The organism is Streptomyces sp. NPDC088116 (assembly GCF_044741745.1).
GTDB lineage: Bacteria > Actinomycetota > Actinomycetes > Streptomycetales > Streptomycetaceae > Streptomyces.
The window spans coordinates 264,450-285,896 of record NZ_JBIUTF010000007.1 but is presented as its reverse complement, the minus strand read 5'-3'; the positions used below and the strand labels follow the sequence as shown (position 1 = coordinate 285,896).

The 21,447-nt window shown below is 68.4% G+C and carries 14 protein-coding genes, 1 tRNA gene and 3 pseudogenes; 8 read left to right on the top strand and 10 right to left on the bottom strand.

Features of this window, described 5'->3' with window-relative positions; genetic code table 11:
• Position 1 precedes the first annotated feature (1 nt).
• From ACIOJD_RS27480 to ACIOJD_RS27455, 6 genes and pseudogenes are all read right to left on the bottom strand, one after another.
• Positions 2-853 carry an oxidoreductase gene (locus tag ACIOJD_RS27480; RefSeq protein WP_401918387.1) on the bottom strand — a complete coding sequence of 284 codons (852 nt, stop codon included), beginning with the start codon at positions 851-853 and terminating at the stop codon, positions 2-4.
• Between the two features lie 31 nt (positions 854-884).
• Positions 885-1,070 carry a hypothetical protein gene (locus ACIOJD_RS27475; RefSeq protein WP_401918851.1) on the bottom strand — a complete coding sequence of 62 codons (186 nt, stop codon included), beginning with the start codon at positions 1,068-1,070 and terminating at the stop codon, positions 885-887.
• Positions 1,071-1,171: 101 nt separating this feature from the next.
• Positions 1,172-1,225, bottom strand: a pseudogene (locus tag ACIOJD_RS27470) (hypothetical protein); the annotation flags it as partial.
• A gap of 104 nt (positions 1,226-1,329) precedes the next feature.
• A pseudogene (locus ACIOJD_RS27465) lies at positions 1,330-1,497 on the bottom strand (aldo/keto reductase); the annotation flags it as partial.
• A gap of 142 nt (positions 1,498-1,639) precedes the next feature.
• Entirely contained in the window at positions 1,640-3,088 is a 1,449-nt protein-coding gene (locus ACIOJD_RS27460) for an aldehyde dehydrogenase (RefSeq protein WP_401918385.1), read from the bottom strand.
• Positions 3,089-3,157: 69 nt separating this feature from the next.
• The gene (locus tag ACIOJD_RS27455; RefSeq protein WP_401918383.1) at positions 3,158-4,063 is read right to left on the bottom strand and encodes an SDR family NAD(P)-dependent oxidoreductase; all 906 of its coding nucleotides are present in this window, start codon (positions 4,061-4,063) and stop codon (positions 3,158-3,160) included.
• A 153-nt stretch (positions 4,064-4,216) separates the two neighbouring features.
• Here ACIOJD_RS27455 and ACIOJD_RS27450 point away from each other — a divergent pair, with 153 nt between their 5' ends.
• The 3 genes from ACIOJD_RS27450 to ACIOJD_RS27440 all read left to right on the top strand — a co-directional run bounded on the left by ACIOJD_RS27450 (position 4,217) and on the right by ACIOJD_RS27440 (position 9,807).
• Positions 4,217-4,756, top strand: coding sequence for a TetR/AcrR family transcriptional regulator (locus ACIOJD_RS27450; protein WP_401918382.1), 540 nt, complete (start codon positions 4,217-4,219; stop codon positions 4,754-4,756).
• Between the two features lie 718 nt (positions 4,757-5,474).
• Positions 5,475-5,547: transfer RNA gene (locus tag ACIOJD_RS27445), tRNA-Arg, on the top strand.
• A 279-nt stretch (positions 5,548-5,826) separates the two neighbouring features.
• The gene (locus ACIOJD_RS27440; RefSeq protein WP_401918380.1) at positions 5,827-9,807 is read left to right on the top strand and encodes a CHAT domain-containing protein; all 3,981 of its coding nucleotides are present in this window, start codon (positions 5,827-5,829) and stop codon (positions 9,805-9,807) included.
• Positions 9,808-11,020: 1,213 nt separating this feature from the next.
• Here ACIOJD_RS27440 and xerC read toward each other — a convergent pair.
• Positions 11,021-12,531 (bottom strand): annotated as a pseudogene (gene xerC / locus ACIOJD_RS27435) (tyrosine recombinase XerC).
• Positions 12,528-13,214 (bottom strand): transcriptional regulator, encoded by a 687-nt coding sequence (locus ACIOJD_RS27430; protein WP_401918379.1) that lies wholly within the window; start codon positions 13,212-13,214, stop codon positions 12,528-12,530. The pseudogene xerC and the gene ACIOJD_RS27430 overlap by 4 nt, the downstream one beginning before the upstream one ends.
• A gap of 94 nt (positions 13,215-13,308) precedes the next feature.
• Between ACIOJD_RS27430 and ACIOJD_RS27425 the strand changes: the two genes are divergently transcribed.
• The 5 genes from ACIOJD_RS27425 to ACIOJD_RS27405 all read left to right on the top strand — a co-directional run bounded on the left by ACIOJD_RS27425 (position 13,309) and on the right by ACIOJD_RS27405 (position 18,392).
• The gene (locus ACIOJD_RS27425) at positions 13,309-13,539 is read left to right on the top strand and encodes a hypothetical protein (RefSeq protein WP_401918377.1); all 231 of its coding nucleotides are present in this window, start codon (positions 13,309-13,311) and stop codon (positions 13,537-13,539) included.
• Positions 13,540-13,773: 234 nt separating this feature from the next.
• A complete protein-coding gene (locus tag ACIOJD_RS27420) occupies positions 13,774-14,994 on the top strand; it encodes a DUF3631 domain-containing protein (protein ID WP_401918375.1) in 1,221 nt (406 codons plus the stop codon).
• A gap of 200 nt (positions 14,995-15,194) precedes the next feature.
• Entirely contained in the window at positions 15,195-16,016 is an 822-nt protein-coding gene (locus ACIOJD_RS27415) for a DUF2637 domain-containing protein (RefSeq protein ID WP_401918373.1), read from the top strand.
• A gap of 34 nt (positions 16,017-16,050) precedes the next feature.
• Positions 16,051-16,698, top strand: coding sequence for a plasmid mobilization relaxosome protein MobC (gene mobC, locus ACIOJD_RS27410; RefSeq protein WP_401918371.1), 648 nt, complete (start codon positions 16,051-16,053; stop codon positions 16,696-16,698).
• Positions 16,695-18,392 carry a relaxase/mobilization nuclease domain-containing protein gene (locus ACIOJD_RS27405; RefSeq protein WP_401918369.1) on the top strand — a complete coding sequence of 566 codons (1,698 nt, stop codon included), beginning with the start codon at positions 16,695-16,697 and terminating at the stop codon, positions 18,390-18,392. Before mobC ends, ACIOJD_RS27405 begins: the two co-directional genes overlap by 4 nt.
• A 108-nt stretch (positions 18,393-18,500) precedes the next feature.
• Here the strand turns inward: ACIOJD_RS27405 and ACIOJD_RS27400 are convergent, their stop codons facing one another.
• Together ACIOJD_RS27400 and ACIOJD_RS27395 are read right to left on the bottom strand one after the other, a co-directional pair.
• Complete coding sequence (locus ACIOJD_RS27400) at positions 18,501-20,030, bottom strand: amino acid permease (RefSeq protein WP_401918368.1); 1,530 nt, start codon at positions 20,028-20,030, stop codon at positions 18,501-18,503.
• A gap of 60 nt (positions 20,031-20,090) precedes the next feature.
• Positions 20,091-21,020, bottom strand: coding sequence for a hypothetical protein (locus tag ACIOJD_RS27395; RefSeq protein WP_401918367.1), 930 nt, complete (start codon positions 21,018-21,020; stop codon positions 20,091-20,093).
• Positions 21,021-21,447: the final 427 nt, after the last annotated feature.

Sequence of the window (21,447 nt, the reverse complement as noted above, 5' to 3'; positions counted from 1 at the left end):
CTTACTCCTTGTCGGGTGAGGGGAAATCGATGGACCGGCTGATGGCGGCCCACTTCTCGGCCTCCGTGTTGCGCTCGGCACCTGACTGCAGCGCGATTCCCAACGCGTCCGAGCCGAGCAGCAGCCGCCGCGGCGGCTCTTCGGCGTCGACGATCTCCGCGAGAACCTCCGCCGCCCTGGTCGGATCACCGGGTTCGTTGCCGGTGTAGGAAGTGAACCTGCGCGTCCATTGGCCGACGGTCTGCTCGTAGTCCTCGCCGACCGGAACGGGGTTCGTGGCCGCGCCGGCCACCCAGTTGGTACGCAGCCCGCCGGGCTCGACGATGATCACCTCGATGCCGAAGGGCGCCACCTCGTTGGCGAGTACCTCCGAGAACCCCTCCACCGCGAACTTCGCGGTCTGGTAGGCGCCCAGGCCAGGGGTGCCGCCCACCCGCCCGCCGATCGACGAGATCTGGATGATGTGCCCGGAACGCTGCCGCCGCATGACGGGAAGCACCGCCTTCGTCACGTTGACCACGCCGAACAGATTGGTTTCCAGCTGTGCCCGGAACTCGGCATCCGGGATGTCCTCGATCCCCGCGCTGGTGGCGTAGCCGGCGTTGTTCACCACGACATCCAGGGTGCCGAAGCGCTCGGTGGCCGCCGCTGTCACCGAGCGGGCGTCGTCGGGATCACCGACGTCGAGCGCCACGGCGAGCAGCCGGCCGCGGTGCTCTCGTGTGAGGTCGTCGAGGCGTTCCGGCCGGCGCGAGGTCGCCACCACTCGGTCTCCTCGGTTCAGCGCGGCGACCACGAGCGCGCGTCCCAGCCCGGCGGACGCACCGGTGATGAGCCAGGTCTTGGCAGTCATTGTTGTCTTCCTTACCGATCGTGGGGCTGGGTCAGCGGGTACGGATGTCGAGGTGCCCGTATTGCTCACCGCGGACCCGGTCCGGGGCGAACATCTCGTTCAGGACGGCGATGTCATCAGCGCTCAGCGGCACTGACGACGCCGCGGCGTTCTCGCGTGCGTAGACAGCACGCTTGGTGCCCGGAATCGGGGCGACGGCGTACGGCTGGGCGAGCAGCCAGGCCAGTGCGACCTGGCCCGCGGTGTGCCCGCGCTGGTCGCCATCGCGCCGACGGTCTCCTCGATCGGCACCGCGGGGTCCGGCCGGTGCTGGCAGTAGAGATCGATGTGATCCGTCCCCAGCCTCCGCAGGCTCGCCTCGCATGCCTGCACGACGTATTCCGGGCGCCCGTCGAATTCGACGCCCTGGCGGGCGCGGGGCGGGTACCGAACTTGGTCGCGATCACCACCTCGTGGCGGCGCCCGCTGACGGCCCGGCCGATCAGCTCCTCGTTGTGCCCGAACCCTGCCGAGGCCTGTCCGGTGGCCGCGCCCGCGGCGCCGTAGATGTCGGAGGTGTCGAGAAAGTCGATGCCGGCGTCGATGGCCGCGTGAATGGTCGCGACGGATTCGTCCGGATCAGCGGTGCCGTAGTACTGCGACATTCCCATGCACCCGAGACCGATGGGGAAGACGCCGATGTCCGAATGGCCCAGGGCGAGGCGTGCACGCGGCTGAGCCGGAGCCTGCCGCGGGGCAGCTTTCGCTGGCGTCATGAGCTTCCTTCCGTACTGGCCGCGGGGGTCGTCAGGCCGGGACCGTGATCGTCTTGTGCTCGACGTACTCGGCCAGGCCGACGGCTCCGTACTCGCGCCCGGTGCCGCTCGTCTTGTAGCCGCCGAACGGGCCGTCGAAGCCGATGGGCGCGCCGTTGACGGTGAAAGTGCCGGTCCGGATCCGGCGGGCGAACTCCAGGCCGTGCTCCACGTCGGCCGTCCACACGCCGCCGCTGAGGCCGTACTCGGAGTCGTTGGCGATGCGCACGGCGTCGGCCTCGTCCTCGAACGGGATCACCACCAGGACGGGGCCGAAGATCTCCTCGCGCGCGATCCGCATGCTGTTGTCGACATCGGCGAACAGGGTCGGCTTGACGTAGTTGCCCCGCTCCAGCCCGGCCGGCGACTCGGGCCCTCCGGTAACCAGCCGGGCGCCCTCCTCGATGCCGAGCCGGATGTAGGACCGCACGCGCTCCTGCTGATCGGCGCGGACCAGCGGACCGATGAAGGTGTCCTCCTCGGACGGATCGCCGACTTTCAGCCCGTCGAGCAGGTCCTTGAGGGCGGTCACCACTTCTTCGTACCGGCTCCGCGGCGCCAGCACCCGGGTCTGCGCGACGCACGCCTCGCCGTTGTTCGCCAGCGAGGAGAACCGAAGCGCGGGCACGGCCTCGTTCAGGTCCGCGTCGGGCAGGATGACCGCCGCGGACTTGCCGCCCAGCTCCAGGCCGACCCGCTTGAGCTGCCGGCCCGCGACGGCCGCGATGGAGCGGCCCGCGCCGGTCGAACCGGTGAAGGCCACCTTGTCGACGCCGGGATGCGCGACCAGGTACTCGCTGGTCTCCCGGCCGGCCGGGAGAATGCTGACCACGCCCTCGGGCAGCCCCAGTTCGCCGAAGAGGTCGGCCAGCAGCAGCATGCTCAGGGAGTTCTCCGGCGAGGCCTTCAGGACCACGGTGTTGCCCGCGAGCAGTGCCGGGATCATCTTCGCCAGCGCCGCGGAGAACGGCGAGTTCCATGGAATGACGGCGGCCACGACTCCGATTGCCTCGCGGCGTACGACGCTGCGGAAGGCGGCGTCGGGGACGGAAGAGCCGAGCGTCTCCTCCCAGCCGAACTCGCGGGCACCCTTGAGGTAGCCGAGCGCCTGCCGGGTCAGTCCGCCCTGGCCCGCCCTGTTGAACCACAGCGGATTGCCGCGCTCACTGGTGATCAGCCTCGCGATCTCCTCGGCGCGCGCCTCGCGCAGGTCGTTGAGGCGCACGACGAGATCCTGGCGTTGCTCGGGGGTCGTCTGCCGCCACGGTCCTTCGTCGAAGGCTGTCCGTGCCGCCGCGACCGCGCGGTCGACGTCGGCCGGCAGGGTCTGCACGGACCGGCCGACGAGCGACCGGTCGTGAGGGGAACGGATGTCGAGCAGGGTCGTGTCGCTCGGTTCGGTCCACAGACCGCCGATGTAGAGCCTGTCGCGCACGATCATGATGGTGTCCTGTCCTTGTGTGTATACGGGGGCTGTGGCCGGCTGTGTGTATACGGGGGCTGTGGCCGGTCATGGCTGGTCGGGGCAGACCATGCGGGCGACCTCCGTGCCCGCGAAGTCGGGCAGCCCGTCGTGGTCCGTGGACAGACTCAGGTCGTGCCAGGTGGCGTCCTCGGCCGCTCGTGCCGCCGCGATCCGCGGTGCCAGCCACACCGCGTCCGAGCCGAGCAGCAGCCGGGCCGGCGGGTTGGGCGCGGCAGTCAGGCGCAGGACGGCTTCGGCGATCTTCGCCGGGTCACCGCGCCGCACATCCGGGTTGCGCTGGTAGGTCCGGGCGAAGCGCCCGACGGTCGGCTCGTACTCCTCCTGCCAGCCCTCGGTCGGCAGCGCCCTCTCCGCCCGTGCCGTCCGGACACCTCCCGGCTCCAGCACGGTCGCGTGAATCCCGATCGGAGCGAGTTCGCGGGCGAGGATCTCGAAGAACCCGCCGACCGCCCAGGCCGCTGTCTGGTACGCGGCCAGCCCCGGCTGCGCCCGTCGGCCCCCGATCGTGGAGATCTGTACGAGGTGTCCGGAGCGGCGCGGACGAAGAACCGGCAATGCGGCGCGGACCAGGTGGATGGTGCCGTACAGGTTGGTCTCGATCGTGCGGCGCCACTCCTCGTCGCGCATGTCCTCGGCCGATCCGACACCGCGGTACCCGGCACTGTTGATCACCACGTCGAGCCCGCCGAAGGCGGTGACGGCTTGCCGCACCGCCCGGTCGACGGTGCGGCGGTCGGTCAGGTCTAGCTCCGTGGTGACCAGGCGGCCGGTGGATGTGGAGCCGCCGGTGAGCGCGGCCGCGGTCAGCCCGGAGAGTCCGTCGGTATCGATGTCGGCGGCCAGGACGTCATGCCCGGCCACCAAGGCGGTGCCGACCAGGTGCCGTCCGAGACCTCCGGCGGCGCCAGCGATGAACCATGTCTTCCTCACGCCATAAACGCTACGTCGATGTGACACTTGATGCAACAAGCGCAATGCTAGTGTGACGCCACAGAGGACGCGCGGGCGACCGACGGCCTTCTCCGTAGATGCCTCGGACAGCACGTCCGAGGCATGCCGGAACAACGGAAGGTGCTCGCTGACATGAGAGCCGACGCGGCCCGCAATCTGGACGCGGCCCTGCTGACGGGGGCACGGCTGCTCGCGCGTGACCCGGCGACGACCATGGCCGCGATCGCCGCGGCGGCCGGAGTCGACCGGCGCACGGTCTATCGCCGGTTCGCGAGCAGGGAAGCGCTTCTGTCCGCCGTCTACACGGCGAAGCTCGACGCCTCCGAGGCGGTCCTGGACGCGGCACGCCTGACGGAAGCTCCCGTCGCGATCGCACTGCACGGATACGTCGAGTCGATCATCCCGGTCAGTCGGCGCTGGCCGCTGGATATCCGGCGGATGATGAAGGAGGATCCCGAGGCCGAACAGCGAGCCGAGGCGCAGCGCGGGCGGCTGGAGGCGTTTCTCCGGCGAGCGGCCGACGAGCGGTTGATCCGGCGGGACCTGCCCCCCGGATGGGCGATGGCACTGCTGGGCAGCTTGGTCGACAACATGGCCCACGTGTTCGTCGACATCGAGCCAGGTCCGGCTGCCGACCTCGTGGTGACCTCGTTCCTTCACGGTGTCGGATAGGACGCTCATCCCGGCTCACGCCCAGGGTCTTTCGTTTGGATCAGGCCGGATCAGGGAGCGGGGTCTGGTGCCGTGGATCGCAAGGCGGAGGAGTGAGGCGACGCGGCGGGGGCACCTCCCACGCCCTTGAGGCAGTGGGGGAGTCGTGGAGTGACGACAACGCGGCGAGGCGCGGTGCCAGGGCACGCGAGCCCGGCAAGATCCAGCTTGGCGCTCAGACCCGCATCCCGTCGGATCTCGCGGAGCCGGGGTGCCGGGGTGCCGGGGTGCCGGGGTGCCGGGGTGCCGGGGTGCCGGGGTGCCGGGGTGCCGGGGTGCCGGGGTGCCGGTAAGAATGCTGCCACCAGCCGCAAACGGTGATGATCAGAACAGGTCGCGGGCGTGACGTACCTGCTCCTCCGTCATCGCCGGCGGGCGGCCGAGCCGGGCGCCGCGGGCGCGAGCGGCGTCATCCTGCGTCGCCGACGCCGCTCTCCTCATTTACATCGGATACGCCTGAGTGAACAACTCCACCACCCGCGCGCTCCGCCACCGCAAGCCCTGACCACGCGGCACTGGCTGCCAGGCTGTGGCAGCTCCCACCGCAGAGCTGCCACAGCCCGCGCTCCAGGCCCGCACAGAACGACGACCGGATCCGGTCAACCGCCCAGCGAGCCGTGCCCTGATCCCTACCCGCTACACTGTCTGCGGTGTCGCAGCCCTTGCTGCGCCTTCGTCCGCCTTCGTAGCTCAGGGGATAGAGCACCGCTCTCCTAAAGCGGGTGTCGCAGGTTCGAATCCTGCCGGGGGCACAATGCGTTACCGCTCTGACCTGGGGTTTACCCCTCAGGGAGGGGCTCTATTCGGCCTCGGACTGCTCGTCCGGGGCCGTTTGCGTGAGCGGTGCGTGAGCGGACGGGCCGCCAGGCTCCGATATTTCTCCCGCCTGATCAGCATCAGTCGGCACAGACTCCACCGTCGTATCGGACGAGTGCTGCCGGCAGCCCACTAACCCCCGGCGATCCGCAGCGAGGTTGCTCCAGCTCGACTAGTCTTCTCTCGTTGCCGGAGCGGTACGGGGAGGGGCAGCAGTGGCGCAAGTGGGGCGTGAACATTTCGTCGCCGTCGTGGAAGAGCTCACGGCACGGTGGCTTCTGGACAGCGAGCGAGAACTGCCCGTCCGCACACGTGCGGAACTGATCGGAGAACGGGCCCTCGACTCATACGAGAGCACGGCGCCCGAGGGCGCTCTCCCCGACGCCCTCGCGGCGCTCGGTGCAGCTGGCGCCCTCGGCTCCAACCTTCCGGCCGCCCTGCGGCAGCGGCTGGGTCACCTCTCCGACGCGGTCGGGTATGTCCGGCCCCAAAATACAAAGCTCCAGGACCGCTCCGAACCGGATGCGACCCGGTTTGACGAGCTGCGCGGCCTACTTCGCGTACAGGCCAGCGAGAGCCGAACCGCCTACCGGGCACTCCGGCCCAGCCTGGAAACCGCCCGCGGCTATGAAAGCGAAGCCCCCGGTTTCGCCCTGCTGGTCTACACCTGCCAGCTACGCGACACACTCGACGCGCACGTGGAAGAGGTCGGAAACACCCCGCCCACCGAGCACATTCAGCTCTCCCCTAATGACCGCGCTCGCCTCCTCCAGTGCGTCCGCACCCGAGCCGCTGACGCACTGAACCAAGCGGTCGACGGGTTGCAGACTGCCGTCGCCAGAGCCGACGACGGGCATCCTCGGGGACAGAGCTTCACGCGCGGCGATCTGGCTCAAGCCCTGCTGCTGCGCTACGAGGCCCTCAAACGACCCTCGGACCTCGAACATGCCGTGAACAATGCCAGGGCGGCGGCGCGGCTGGCACGGAGCGTCGACGATCGAGACTTGTCCCTAATGTGGACGGGTGTGCTCGGGGTTGCGCTACGAATGCGGCACGATGCCGACGGTGACAGCGAAGATCTGAAAGCTGCCGCCGACGCACTATGGAAGACCAAAGACCTGAACTCGCTGGCCATCGAACAGGGCGCGCTGAACGGGTGGTTGCGAGCCGTGGGGGCTGTACAGCGGTATTACTACGCCATCTCGCATGAAGTTTCCTATCTGGAAAAAGCGTTCGAGACCCATCTCGGACTCTTGCAAGCACACGCATCGCTCGATCCACGCGATGCCCGTGGCACCTCCTCATCTGCGGTGTACGCCAGTTTCGGCTACAGCTGCCTCACCATGTATGAGCGCTCAGCCGAGCCGGACCTGCTTGGCAGAGCCGCGCATGCCCTGGACAACGCCTTGGACCGGGCAGGTTCCGAGGAACGCGGCCCGGTCGAATGGACGGAGTGGACAGGCGCTCTCGCCACAGCTCTGCGACTCATCTTCGAACAGCAGGGCGACTCCACCTCCCTAGAGCGGCTGGTCACCGTCCTCACCCTCGGCCTGAAGTCCCCAGCCCTACCGGAGTTGAGCCCAGACCGTAAGAAGTGGCGTAACAAGCTCGGTGAGGCATTGCTGCGGCGCTATGAACTCACCGGCGCCGCCACGGACTTGCGTACCGCTCGCGGCCTCCTGAGCCATGCCCACTCAGACGCCCTACTCGCCGCTGCACACTACGCCGAATATCTACGCGCCAGCGACCTGCGTGCTCTGGACAGCGCAGTCCTGACCGCCGTCGCAGCGGTTCAAACTGTTGTAGGGCCAGAAGGTGCACACCTTCCGGCAGCCTTCCAGCTCGCTCAGTGCCTGCTCGCCCGCGCAGACGTGCTGCGTGCGCCAGACGACGCAAGGGGCGCAGCCGATCTGCTTAAGCACTGCCTGGAGTGGCCCGACCAGCCAGCCGAACAGCTAGCACTGCAGACCGTCGAGTACGGACACGCACTACTGACACTCTATGAGGTACGGACGTCCCCCGTATTGGGCCACGAAGGGGGCGACCCCCCGGATATCGGCACCCTTGAAACCGCAGCTGTGACTCTCACGGAGGTGCTCGTTAATCCCGGCCCTCGGGAGAGGGTCAAAGCACGGGCTGCGAGCCTTCTGGAGCGAGCCGTGTCACTGGACAGGGAGCGCCGCGAGCGTTCCCATCGACGGGCTGAGGACGACTACGACAGTCACCTTGACGCCCACGCGTGGCGGCAAGCTCACACTGTCCTGGAGGAGCGGGCCACGGAAGGCAGGCGGCCTCATCGACCACGAGCGACGGACGACCTCCGCGGCGACCTCGAAGCGATCCGGGACGAGCTTCACCATCGTGTCGTCGATGTGGTGATGGAACACCCCGACGCCGGGCCAGTCGTGCAGGCCCGGTTGGTTACGGCCAAGGCCGACGTTCTTGCTCGTTGGTGTCTGGAGGCCGGTGAGATCCACGCCGCCCTCGAAGTCACGGAGTCGGGTCGGGCTGTGCTGGCGGCAGCGGCCGCAGGAGCAGACGTGATCGGTGACCGGATCGCCCTGCGGGCGCTTTCCTCCCTACGGGAGCAGGGTATGGAAACCCGGGTCGCGATCGATGCCCCGGAAGTCGGCCAGCTGGCCAACGCCCCACGCCATGCCCTACCCGAGGCCGTCTCCGGGCGCGGTCTCCTTCCCCTACCAGAGAGCATGCGGGAGTCTGTACGTGCTGCCCTTCGTGACGTCACCCCCGCACCCACGGCGCATGACATCGCGGAGTGGTGTGGTTCGCTGGGCATCGATGCCGTGGTGCATCTCTTCGCCGGACGGCACTGTGGCTGGGCTCTCATCACCCTCTGGGACGGGCGCATCGCCTCCCTGCGGCTCCCCCTCCTTCGACTGCACGCACCTGAGTTGGTTCATTTCACGACAGCGCACGACAGACAGCTACGTGTTCAGGGCACCGGGAACTCGCCAGACGATCCCTCCCGGCGGACGGCTATGCGCAATGTCTGCGACTGGGCCTGGAAGGCCGCGATCGGGGCACTGCACGAATATCTCGCCGCCGTAGGGATCGAAGGTATACCGCGCGTCGCCGTTATTCCGGCCGGGCCCCTGGGCCTCGTACCCTGGCACGCGGCTCGGCACCGTGTGAAGGAACCCGGCGGGTGGGGACACAGCTTCGCGATCGAGTCGATGGCTTTCACCTACGCGCCGTCAGCACAAGCTCTGTCCTGGTACGCCTTCCGCGCCCTCCTGCCACTCACGGGAAGTGGCGTGGTTGTCGTCGACCCAACCCGGGACCTACCGCATGCCCGCCAGGAGGGCGAGGACGTTTACCGCTGGTATTACTCCAAGGGCCGACGGTTCAGCGGATCCGGCGAGCCCGGCTCGGTGCCCGCTACTCCGCGAGCAGTGCTGTCCGCACTGAGTGACACGTTCGACGATCTTTCACCCGCATACCCGGTGGCCCATTTCGCCTGCCATGCGCGCAGTCTGGCACTCGCCAACGAGTCGCACCTGGTGCTGGCGAACGAGCAACGGCTCAGCGTCGCCACGGTTCTCGACCGGCTCCGATGGGATAGCCAAAGGCCGGGACTAGCACCGCTAGTCGTGCTGTCCGCCTGTGCCACGGCCGTACCGGGAGCGCACTATGACAGCGCCTTGAGTCTGGCCACAGCATTCGGGGCGGCAGGCGCGGCGGCCGTAGTGGGGTCGTTGTGGGCGGTGGACGACGCCACGACCGCTGCTCTGATGCGGGACTTTCACACGCTACTCAATCTGGAGGGGCTGCCTCCCGCCGAGGCACTGCGCACGGCGCAACTGCGTGCTCTGCGGGAGGCCCGGGCCCGAGCACGAGGGAAGAAGACCAAAGCCAAGGCCCTGGCTGGAGACCCTTCGTCCTGGGCCGCATTCGTCCATCAGGGTCTCGGAAACGCATCGGCCGCTCAGGGCTCGGTCGTCTCCTCCGCTGTCGCCAGCCTCCCAGAAAGTGAGGGCTCCAACGCGGACTCGGCGCCCGGTAGCCCGGGGCTTCGTCTGCCGATCTTCGCAAGCCTCCCCGGGCCAGATCCATCCGCCATCGTATGGAAGTGTCCGTTGGACGACTGCACCCAGCAGGCCGACGGCGACATGGACTCCCCGTTCGACGCCGACTGCTGCCCGAGCCACCCCGACAACGCGTTCATTCTGGCTTAGGGGCAGAGTTGGGCGGCCTGGTCAAAGGACTCCTCGAACCCATCGCGAAGCGGTGGAGTGCGGTCATGGGTGGCCCCCTGCTTCTGTTCTGGCTGGCGGGTGCATTGGCCGTGGTGTGGCGGCGGGGTTCAGGCAAGGACCTATGTCGCCTGCCTGACCGCCACACCGACGTGCTGTGCACGATCGCTGCGCAGAGGCCGTTGGGGCCAATCCTTTGGGCTGCGGCGGCGACCGCGGTCATCGTGATGTCGGCGTGGGCGCTGTCGGCGTCGGCAGGGTTCGCACTCGAGATACTCGCCGGCCGTTGGGGTACTTCAAAGATCGCTCTCGCGTATACCCGGCACCGCATAGCCCGGCACCGCGCCCGCCGCAGTGACCTCGCCACCTGGCGTCAGGCGCCACCCGTCGGCCTAAACGGCGAAAACCTTGATGCCTGGCACAGTCAGAACGGGTGGCGCGCCACTCGAAGGCGGGCCGCGTATGCGCGCTACCCACGGATGACCGACTCCCACCACCTGCTCCCTACGTCTGTGGGCAATGCCCTCGTTTCGATGTCGGCCGAAGCACGCCGCACATACGGACTCGACCTCGCCGTCTGCTGGGACCCGTTCGTAAAGGCCCTAGAAGCGCCCGTACGAGGCGAACTCACCGCCGCCGCGACCCGCGTCTTTGCCCGGGTGCAAGGGCTTGTGTGCGCGGCGGGCGCCGCTCTCTGGGCGGTGGTGATACCGGGGGTGCTACCACGGCTGCTATGGGTGGCGACATGCATACTGCTCGTCTGGGGCGCGCACCGCTCAATTCGGGCTGGCGTCGACGCATACTGCCGTCACGTGGCCAGTCTCTTCGCAATTCACCGTGTGCGACTCTACCGGGCGTTGGGATTCATTCCGCCAGCAACCGCACAGGCTGAAGCGGAGTGCGGCGCAATCCTAAGTGCAGTACTGTCCCGTAGCCTTCCCACCGGCGCAGCCCCAGTGCCGTATGAATGGGCCTCGCCAGACGATTCGGCCGCATAGCAGAACGGATTCAGCACACAAAGGAACGGGAGCCCGTCGCGAGTACGCGAGTCCTATATCGAAGGGATCTCCCGGCAAGCCTAACCATTCCCGCACTCCTCATTCGGGCCTGCGTGAGCGGACGCCGGTCCCCCGAGTGTCTACCAGCGCATCAGCACCATTCGGCATAGCACCTCTCGCCTCGCCGAACCGAGGATCTAGGCTTCGGGGGCGGCATGTGCTCGTGGTACGAGCCGAGCCGCAGCCTCGGCGATCGCCCGATCGGCCTCGGGGAGCAGGCTGGTGTACGTATCCGACGTGATGGTGATCGAGGAGTGGCCGAGCATCTCCTGGATGTCCTTGAGGCCGGCACCGGCCGCGTGAGCCAGGGTGGCGGCACCGTGACGGAGGTCGTGAAGGCGAATCGGCGGGAGGTCTATTTCCTCGCACAGCTCGATGAATCGACGGGTGACGTTGGCGGGGTGGAGCAGTTCTCCGTTCTCGCGGGTGAAGACACGTCCGGTCTCCACCCAAGCGCTCCCCCATTCTTCGCGGTCCTTGTCCTGTTGGGCGCGATGCCGCTTCAGGGCTTGGGCCGTGTCGGAGTCCAGGGCGATGGTGCGTGCGCCGGCATCGGTCTTGGGGTCGTCCTCGTATACCTCCCAGCCGTTCACCACGAGCTGCTTGGCGACCGTGATGAGCCCGGCGTCCAGACGGGTGTCGGTCCACCTCTGACCGCATGCCTCGCCGCGCCGCAGCCCACGGAATGCGACCAAGTGGAACAGCGCGTACAGGCGGTCCTCCGCGACATGGTCGAGGAAACGGCCGGTGTGCTCCGGCGTCCAGACCATCACTGGCGAAGGCTTCTCGCCGGTGCGCTTCCAGTGGAGGATGCGCTCCTCGGTCCACACAAGTGCCTTGGGGCGATTACCCGCCTCCAACTCAACATGGGCGGCGGGGTTGAAGGTGATCAGCTGCTGTGCGATCGCCGCGTTCAGCGCGGCCCGCAGCGTGGAGCGGACGCGCTGGCGCGTCGCCGGACCGACGATGCGCCGATAGGGCTCCATCTCGGTGATGGCGGCCTTCATCGCCTTCCGACGGGCACGGGGCTCGTGCCCCTTCCAAGGGATCTGCGCGAGATCCTGGACCGCCTTGCGTCGCGCGGCGTTTCCCTCGGCGATTTCGACGTTGGCCTCGGCTATGGCCTCGAATGCCTCCGACAGTTGGGCGACTCGAAGGCGGTCCAGCCGCAGGTGCCCGATGCGCGGCTTGAGGTGCACCCGGATGTTGCTCTCGTCGCGGCTGATCGCGCTCTGCCGCCCCCTCTTGCCCGCGAGCCAGGTATCCAGCCATTCCCCGACCGTGATGCGGCTGGTGAGGTCCAAGCCGTGGCTCAGCCGTCGGCGGTCGACTCGATGTCCGGCAGCGGGGCCTTCTCGTCCGCCACCTTCTCCAGCAACTCGGCAATCTGATCCAGACCTTCGGAGTCGTCGGCGTCGGCGAGGCCGAGAAGCGCGCGTATGTGGTCGAGATCGGCCTGGGCGACCTTGAGGCTGTCGTAGCCGGCGCGGCTGAAGGAGCGGCGAGTGCCGTCGGCGCGGGGCGGGAGTTCCTGGCGCACGGAGTAGGAGCCGTGCTTGCGGCTGGCGAGCTTGGGGCACTTCTTGCCGAGCGGCTTGCCGGACTTGAGGTCGCGGCAGTAGCAGCGGCGGTGTGTGGAGCCCTTCAAAAGCTTTCCTCCGTGGTGGTGTTGGCGTCCGTATCGGATTCGGGTAGATCGACGTCGCCAAGTGCGGGTGGCAGGTCAGGCGGCGTAGCTCCGTCGTCGCGGAGGTCCCTGCGGAGATAGCGGAGGTTGTACTTGGCGGAGATGGCCCGGTCGGCGTAGGCGGTCCGCTTGCGCTCTGCTTCTTCCTTCTGGGCTCGGCTGGTTGCTGTCTTGGCCGCGAACCGTGCTTGCTCTTCTTCTTCGAGTGCGGCCAGGGCGGTGCGTACGAGGCTGACGTGAGCCTCGAAGTCGGGGACCAGGCCGGCGTCGTACCCGGGTACTTCCTGTTCTCCAGTGAAGCGGCGCAGGGCGTCCCAGGTGGGTACGAGGTCCTGGAACGGGAGTTCCTGGGTCTGGTCGACATAGCCGACCGGGAAGATCAGGCAGGCCGGGTACGTCTCCAGGGCGGCGGCCAGGACCAGAACGTCCACCAGCGGGAGGCTGGCCCGGCGTCCGGACTCCATGTTGGCGATCACGTTGCGCGGGATGGGGTGCCCGAGCTGTTCGCACTGGTCGGCCAGATCCTGTGCGCTCCATCCCATCTCCTTCCTTCTCCGCCGGACTTCACCGGCGACGTTGGCCTTGACCCGGTCCTCCCACTCGGGGAAGTCGTCCTCTTCATCACCCAAACCGCGTTGTGTCATAGAGGCACATTAGCTTGAGGATTCTGGTTGGTAGATGCCTGGAGCCGGACGTGATGGCCACGTTCGCCGAGGGCTGCACCGAAAGGGATGCCGTATGCGTGAAAACACCGCAGGAGGCCCCGCGAAGGGGATGAGTCGGGAGGATCTTCTGGCCCTTCCGGTGGCCGTTGACCTGGAAACCAGCAACCGGGCCCTGGGGCTTGGCCGGAGCAAGGGATATGAGCTGGCGAAGCGGGGCGCGTACCCGTGCAAGGTCCTGCGGCTCGGCAACGCCTACCGGGTCGTGACCGCAGATCTGCTGGATCTGCTCGGGCTGGCGGCGTGAAAGGGCGGCAGCGTAGCAGGCATTTCTGCGTTGAGCTGACACAGAACCGCTGGACTGTCGGCGGGTGTGGACGTACGGTCCGTGTTCCCTCGCGATGGTCTGACGCCCGCGAGACGGGAACGGGCCCCCGGCGACGCAACGCCGGAGGCCCCAGCAACCCCGAAACGTCCCGTGATGAACCAACCCGGCGGCAAGGGCACGCAAGCCCGCCACCGCCAGACGAGGAGCTGCCCTGTGGAACACACCGGAGCCGATCCCCATTCCACCCCCGACAAGCCTTCCTGGTCGCCGGTCGCCATACCCGGTCAGCCGTCCGATCCTGGACCGTCCTTGGACAGCACCGACAACTCCTCAGCCTCCGAGGGTGAGCGGGTTCTGACGGAGCTGCGGGAGCAGATCCGCCGGTACGTCGTGCTGCCCGACGAGGAAGCCTTCACGGCGGTGACCCTGTGGGTCGCGGCGACGCATCTGCAGACGGCGTGGCAGCACGCTCCGCGGCTGGCCGTGGTCGGACCGGCGAAAAGGTGTGGCAAGTCGCGGCTGCTGGACGTGATCACCGAGAGCGTCCACGATCCGCTGATCACGGTCAACGCCTCGGCCGCCGCGGTGTTCCGGTCGATCACCGACACCCCGCCCACCCTGCTGGTCGACGAGGCCGACACCCTCTTCGGATCCGCGAAGGTCGCGGAGAAGAACGAAGAGATGCGCGGCCTGCTCAACGCGGGACACCAGCGCAACCGCCCCACCCTCCGAGTCTCCGGACCCAACCACGAGGTCGCGAAGTTCCCCACCTTCGCCATGGCAGCCCTCGCGGGCATCGGCGACCTTCCCGACACGATCATGGACCGGTCGGTCGTCATCCGGATGCGCCGACGCAGGCCGGGCGAGAAGGTCGAGGAATTCCGCACCTACCGTGACACCCCGGCCCTCCACGCGCTACGCGACCGGTTCGTCGCATGGCTGGCCCCGCTCCACACCGACGCGATGGAGCTGACGCCGACCATGCCGGTCGAGGACCGCGCGGCCGACACCTGGCAGCCGCTGGTCTCCGTCGCCGACCTCGCCGGCGGACCGTGGCCCCACCTCGCCCGCACCGCCTGCCGGGCCATGACGAAACACGAGGCCGAACAGGACCAGGACAGCAGCAGCCTGGGCATCCGCCTCCTGGCCGACATCCGCCGCGCCTTCACCACCGAAGGCAACCCACCGGCACTCCGCACCAGCCGTCTCCTCGACATCCTCAACCAGGACGACGAGACACCCTGGCCGCAGTACACCGCCAACGGCCTCACCCCTCGCGGCCTGCAACTCCTCCTCAGGGAGTACGGCATCAGCTCGGCCACCCGCCGCTTCCACGGCAACGCCCAGGCCAAGGGCTTCGCCCGCCTGCAGTTCACCGACTCCTGGGCACGCTACTGCCCCGAGCCAGTGCCGCAATCCACAACCGGCACCTGACCCGGCACGACTCGTCACGACTCGTCACGACTCGTCCCCGCGCAGGTCAACGCGGGGACGAGTCGCAGACCGGTGACGAGTCGACTCGACATCACCGCCGCACCCGTACCTGCGCTGACCAGGCACGCGACGAGACGCGACGAGTCTTCCCCACCCCCCACGGCCGCATCAGCCACCCGCATCCCTGGAGCACTCCCCCCTTGCCTTCGCCCACCACCGCCACAGCCCCGTCCACCGCCCCGGCACCACTGGCCGCCGCGATCCGCACGGGTGTGGCTGTGCTGGCCGTGGCCGCCTTCGCGCTCTCCTACGACGCCCTGCGCCAGATGGCCGCCGCCAGCCACATCCAACGGGCACTGACCTACGCCTTCCCACTCGTCATCGACGGGTTCATCGCCATCGGGATCGGCGCCCTGCTCATCCTGCGGACCGCGCCGCTCTCCGCCCGCCTCTACGTATCGGCGCTGGTCGGCATCGCCACCGCCACCAGCATCTGGGCCAACGTCCTGCACGCCGTCCGCCTCAACCAGCAAGCCCGCCACACCGGCCTCACCCTCGACGACATCACCGTCGGCGTCATCTCCGCCATCGCCCCACTCGCCCTCGCCGGAGCCGTCCACTTCTACCTCCTCGTCGCCCGACGCCCGACCGGCCCCAGCCGCCACAACAACGACGGCCACAACACCAACGACCGCCACAACCTCGCTGAGGGACACAAGGTCAGCCCTCCGGCACTGGCGCCCGCCGCCAAGGCCGACGACGCGGCGGAACGGGCCACGAAGCAAGTGGCGGAGACCGCACACCAGCCCGGTAAGCCTGGGGGCAACCAGCCGAGCATTTCCCTGGAGCAGGCCATCGACATCGGTCGCACAGCCCTCCCCGGCCGGGCCGGCCGCGTCTCACGCCGCAACATCGAGAAGGCCATCCGGGACAAGGGATTCGGCATCTCCCGAAGTCGTCTGGACGAGGTCAAGAACCTGCTGCAAGCAGAACTCGACGAGACCACCCCAAGCACCGGCTGAACCCCACAGCCCGCCACCACTCGCAGGAGCCCCCATGCATGACCCCGACCACGAACTGCCGTCCACGCAGCAGCAGATGACCACCACCCCAACCACAGGCGGAGCAAGGTATCCCGTTGGACCGTCCAACGGCCGGTCCAACGGGGAAGCCTCCGCCCCGGGGGTGGCAGAGGGGCTCGGGCACCAGGGGGTGCCCGAGGAGGAGCAGCTCGTCGTCGCGGAGCCGCAGTTCCCGCGTGCCGCCGACGAAGCCGCGCTGCACCGCGTCGCCCGCCGCCGCGACCGTATGGAGAGCCAGCGCAAAGAGCGCGTCGATGTGCGCTACAGCCTCGACGAGAAGACCGGCATCCTCGCCATGGCCCGGTCGCTGAACATCGCCGCCGCCCACTACGTCGGCGCCGTCGTCATGGCCCACGTCAACGGAGACCTCGCCCTGCCCGGCCAGCGCACACCCGTCGATGACCTCATCGACGAACTCAACGCCCTGCGCACCCAGGTCGCGAAGATCGGCAGCAATGTCAACCAGATCGCCCGCGTCCTCAACTCCGGCGGCCATCCACACCCCGAGGACGCCCTCATCCTCACCCAGGCGGAACGAACCCTGAATGCCGTCGGCGCCACCGTCACCGCCATCGATGTCACCTCGAACCACGCGGCGTCCACGAAGAAGGCCGCTGAATGATCGCCAAAATCACCAGCGGCAAGAACACCGCCAAACTGATCAGCTACCTCTACGGCCCAGGGCGGGCCAACGAACACACCGACCCACACCTGGTCGCCTCCTGGGACGGCTTCGCACCCGACCCCGGCCGCACCAACAACTTCAAGGCGGCCAAGCAGCGCCTCGCCAACGCCCTGGACCTACGGGTGAAGCAGGCCGGCGACCGCGCCCCGGAACAGCACGTGTGGCACTGCTCGGTCCGCGCCGCACCCGAGGACCGCACCCTGAACGACGACGAATGGGCGCACATCGCCCAACGTGTTGTGGCCGCCACCGGCATCGCACCCGACGGCGACCCCGACAGCTGCCGCTGGATCGCCGTACGCCACGCCCCCGACCACATCCACATCGCCGCCACCAAAGTACGAGGCGACCTCCGCACCGCCCGCCACTGGAACGACTACCTCACCGCCGACCGCGAACTCGCCGTCATCGAAAAGGAATACGGACTGCGCCAAGTCGCACGCGGCGACCGCACCGCCGCCCAACGCCCCACCCGCGCCGAACAGGAGAAAGCCCACCGCGCGGGGAAGCGGCACACGGCCCGAGAACGCCTGCGGACCACCGTCCGCACCTCGGTCGCAGCCGCGGCCAGCACCGAGGAGTTCCTCGGCATCCTCTCCGCCACCGAGGGCGTGCTCGCCGAAGTACAGCATTTCCCCTCCGGCGACGTACGCGGCTACAAAGTCGCCCTCGAAGGCGACATCAACACGGCTGGCCAGCCCGTCTGGTTCTCCGGCTCCAAGCTCGCCCCCGACCTGTCCCTCCCCAAGATCCAAGAACGGCTGGCCGCCACCGAAGCCGTTCCCGTGACCCAGGAACAGCGGCAGCGCAAGCCCGACCCCTGGCACCAGGCCACCGCAGCTGCTGAACGCATCCCCCACCACCTCGACCAGGCCGACGCCGAAGCCGCGCAGGCCCACCTCGCAGCCTTCGGCGAAGCTCTCAACGCCCTCCCCCTCATAGCGCCCGCTGATCTCAGGCCCCAGCTCCTCCAGGCGGCAACCGAGTTCGAGCGGGCCAGCCGCTCCCGGATTCGGGCCGATCACCAGCATGCCCGTGCCCTGCGCGGCGCTGTACGGGCCGTGCTCCGCGAACCCGCGCCCAAGGACGGGGGTGCCCTGGCGATGTTCCTCGACGCGGCCCTCCTCGTCGTCATCGCTGCCGCCCGCTGGCACGACGCACGCCGCCATGAACAGCAGGTCGTCGCAGCCCGGCAGACCCTGCTGCACCTTCAGGCCGCGTACGACCGGACCGCCACCGCACCCCTGGCCGCTCTCGCCAGTCGCAAGTCACCACAGCAGGCGGTGGCCCGGTACATCCGCCACCTACACCAGGCCGTGCCCACACGCGCGGAACAGATCCTCGACGACACCGCCTGGGACAGCCTCACGGCCGCCCTCACCGAGGCCGAGGCAGCGGGCCACGACCCCGCGCGGCTCCTGCGACAAGCCGCCGACCAACGGGCCATGGACGATGCCCGGTCCCCCGCACGAACCCTCGCTTGGCGCGTCAACCGCCTCGCCGAGAGGCCGGCACCCAGCGCCCGAGCTCGCGCGGCACAAGCCCGCAGCACCGCGCAGCGCCATACGCCTCCAGTCCCCACGGCATCGACGGCCCCGCTCCCGCAGGCGTCACCAGCACGGCGACGGTGATCATGACCGCGCGGACGACTTGGGCGTGAGCCGTGCTCAGTGCCGCGTGCACGGCTGGGGCCGCGGGCCCTCAGCCGTGCCTCGTCGGGACCTCGACGGCGTCGCGCCTTATGGGCGAGCGGCTTTCTGCCCGTGGACAGGTTCGCGGCCCGGCCTGGAGTTACGGGGGTGGGCGGGGTTGAGGAACCACTTGCGGGCCGAGGTGAGCCACCAGATGCCGCAGGACGCGACCACGACGCCGACCGCGATCGGGGCGTAGTTGAAGGTCTTCGCCGTGACCGGTGCGCTCTGCGGCAACATGAACAGCACCGTGATCACCAAGACCCACATGACGGCGATCGTGCCGACGATGGTGGACCAGGAGCCGAGGTGCCAGGGGCCGCGCTCGAACCGCTCCCCCTGGCGCAGCCGGAGGAACGTGGGAATCACGTACGCGATGTAGAGGCCGATGGTCGCGATAGAGGTGACGGCCGCGTAGGCGGTGCTGTTCCACAGGTAGGGCAGGCCGAGGGCGAAGGCGCCGCCCGTGGCGAGCCAGACGGCGTTGGTAGGGGTACGCGTGGCGGGGTTGAGCTTGTGCCACGTCGTCGAGAAGGGCAGAGCGCCGTCACGGGAGAACGCGTAGATCATGCGGGAGTTGGCGGTCACGGACGCCATCCCGCAGAAGAGCTGAGCAACGATGATCACGAGCAGCAGCCACTTGCCGGCCGCCACGCCGAGGGTGTCCATGAGGATCTGCGCCGGGGGCACGCCCGTGCCCGATTCGAGGGCTCCCTCGTAGGACTGGATGGCGTACGTGAATCCGAAGAGGAGGACGAACCCGGCTACGAGGGAGACAAGGATCGAGCGGACAATGCCCTGGGGGCCGGCGGTGGAGGCGTCGATGGTCTCTTCCGTCATGTGGGCCGAGGCGTCGTAGCCGGTGAAGGTGTACTGCGCCATCAGCAGCCCGATCAGCACCACGTAGACGCTGGACGAGAAGCCGGTGTTGTTGACGAACTCGCCGAACACGAAGCGCGTCGACTGGTGGTGATCCGGGACCAGGACCAGGGCGCCGCAGATGACGACGACGCCGAGGATGTGCCACCAGATGGACACCTCGTTGAGGAAGGCGACGATATGCACGCCGAAGGTGTTCAGGACGCCGTGCAGGACGAGGATGATCCCGAACAGCGTGATCGTGTGACCGGGCGTGACGGCAAAGCCGAATTGGAGTTCGAGAAGGGCGTTGAGGAAGTTCGCGGCACCGAAGTCGATGCCCGCGGTGACCGCTATCTGCCCGAGCGTGTTGAACCAGCCGGTGAACCACGCCCAGGCAGCCGCCGTGCGCTGGGGGGCCATTCGGTGCGCCCAGAAGTACAGGCCCGCGCTGGTGGGGTACGAGGAGCAGACCTCAGCCATCGACAGGCCCACGAACAGCGTCATCAGGCCGACGAACAGCCAGCCCCACATGATCACCGCGGGCCCGCCGGTGTTCATGCCGTAGCCGTAGAGGGTCATGCAGCCGGACAGGATCGAGATGATCGTGAAACTGACGCCGAAGTTGGCGCGGCCGGACATGGAGCGGGAGAGCGTCTGCTGGTAGCCGAGTTGCTTGAGGCGTTCCTCGTCGGAGACGCGGGAGACGTCAAGAGGCATAGGGGTGCCGTCCTTCGCACGTGAGAGGGGTGGTGCCGGGCACTCAGTGGTGCCGGCTAGTCAGCGGTGTCGGCGCCGCGGCGGGCTGTAGGCCCAGGCGCGGTGCCGCAGGAACAGTTCGTGGGCCTGGCCGCAGTAGGACCAGGGGACCCGCGTGGCGTAGAGGCCGATCGCGTCGAAGACCTCCAGGGCCTCGCTGTGGCGGTTCGCGAACGACAGCGCGTGGGCGAGGTAGTTGGCGTCGTCGGCGAAGCAGGCGTGCGGGTGCGGTGCGCGGTAGCGCCACCAGCGCTCCAGGACGCCGTCGATCTGCGGACACTCGAGCCACGGGTGGATCGTCAGGCCATACGCCTTACGGTCCTGTTCTTGACGGGACCGGTGTGCTTCCGCGAGGACAACGAGGGGCAGGACCGCGAGGGGCAGCCCTCTGGGGGCAATGGATACCTGTTCTTCAGCCCACCAGGCCGCCTCGCCCTGCGCACCGTGGTGCCCGGAGAGCAGGTAGGTGACCACCTCGTGGTGCGCCTCCCGGTTCCAGGGGTCGCGCTGCTTGATCTCCTCCCACACGCGGCCGAGCGTGTTCCGGTCGGGGGCGTGCGTGCGCAGCAGCGCGAGCATGACGACCAGAGGAGCGACGTCCTGCGGCCACACGTTCAGCGCGGCGCGGCACGTAGCCCAGGCGTCCTCCATCAGCGTCCGGCCGCTGTCACGTCCGGCGATCATGGCGCGCAGTGCCTGTACGTTCGCGAGCAGTGCGAGGGCGTGCGGGGAGCGGGGTTCGGCTTTCGCCCAGGTGTCGGCGCACCTGAGCCGGGCTCCGGCTTCGGCGAGGACCTGGAGACGGAAGATCCGGCGATCCCAGTCCGGCCCGGTTGAGGTCAGCAGGTCGCGCGGGCCTTCCCAGCGGCCCATGGCGGCGTCTTCGAGTGCTCGCCGCAGGGGCTCGTCGCCCCTCGCCGGGTGAGTGTCAAGAAGCTGTCTGGCTCTCACCCCTTCTCACCCCCTTGTCCGTTCTTGACCATGTGACCGCCGTGCCACCGGGCGGCGTACTCGTGCCCTTCCGGCCTTGCGATCCGACATTCGGATGGACCTGCTGATTCACGGCTTCTGGGGGCAAGCACGCGACAGTCGCTGCGCGTTGTTTGATTGCGGACATGGCCGCGGTGTCCGTATCCTTCCGGGCAACGCGCTGACGGAGATGAGTAGCCAGGGATCACGCGAGCAGAGAGAACCGCCGGAAGCTGGGAAGGCGGTCTCGCGCCCCGAGGTGAAGACCCTCCTGAGCGCGGGGAGGAACGGCCCCATCTGGTGGTCCAATGCCCCGCCGGCCAGCCCCCGTCACCGGGCTTGAATGAGGCCGCCACTCTGTGGCGGCGAAAGTGCGGTGGTACCGCGAGTTGCCCTTCTCGCCCGCACT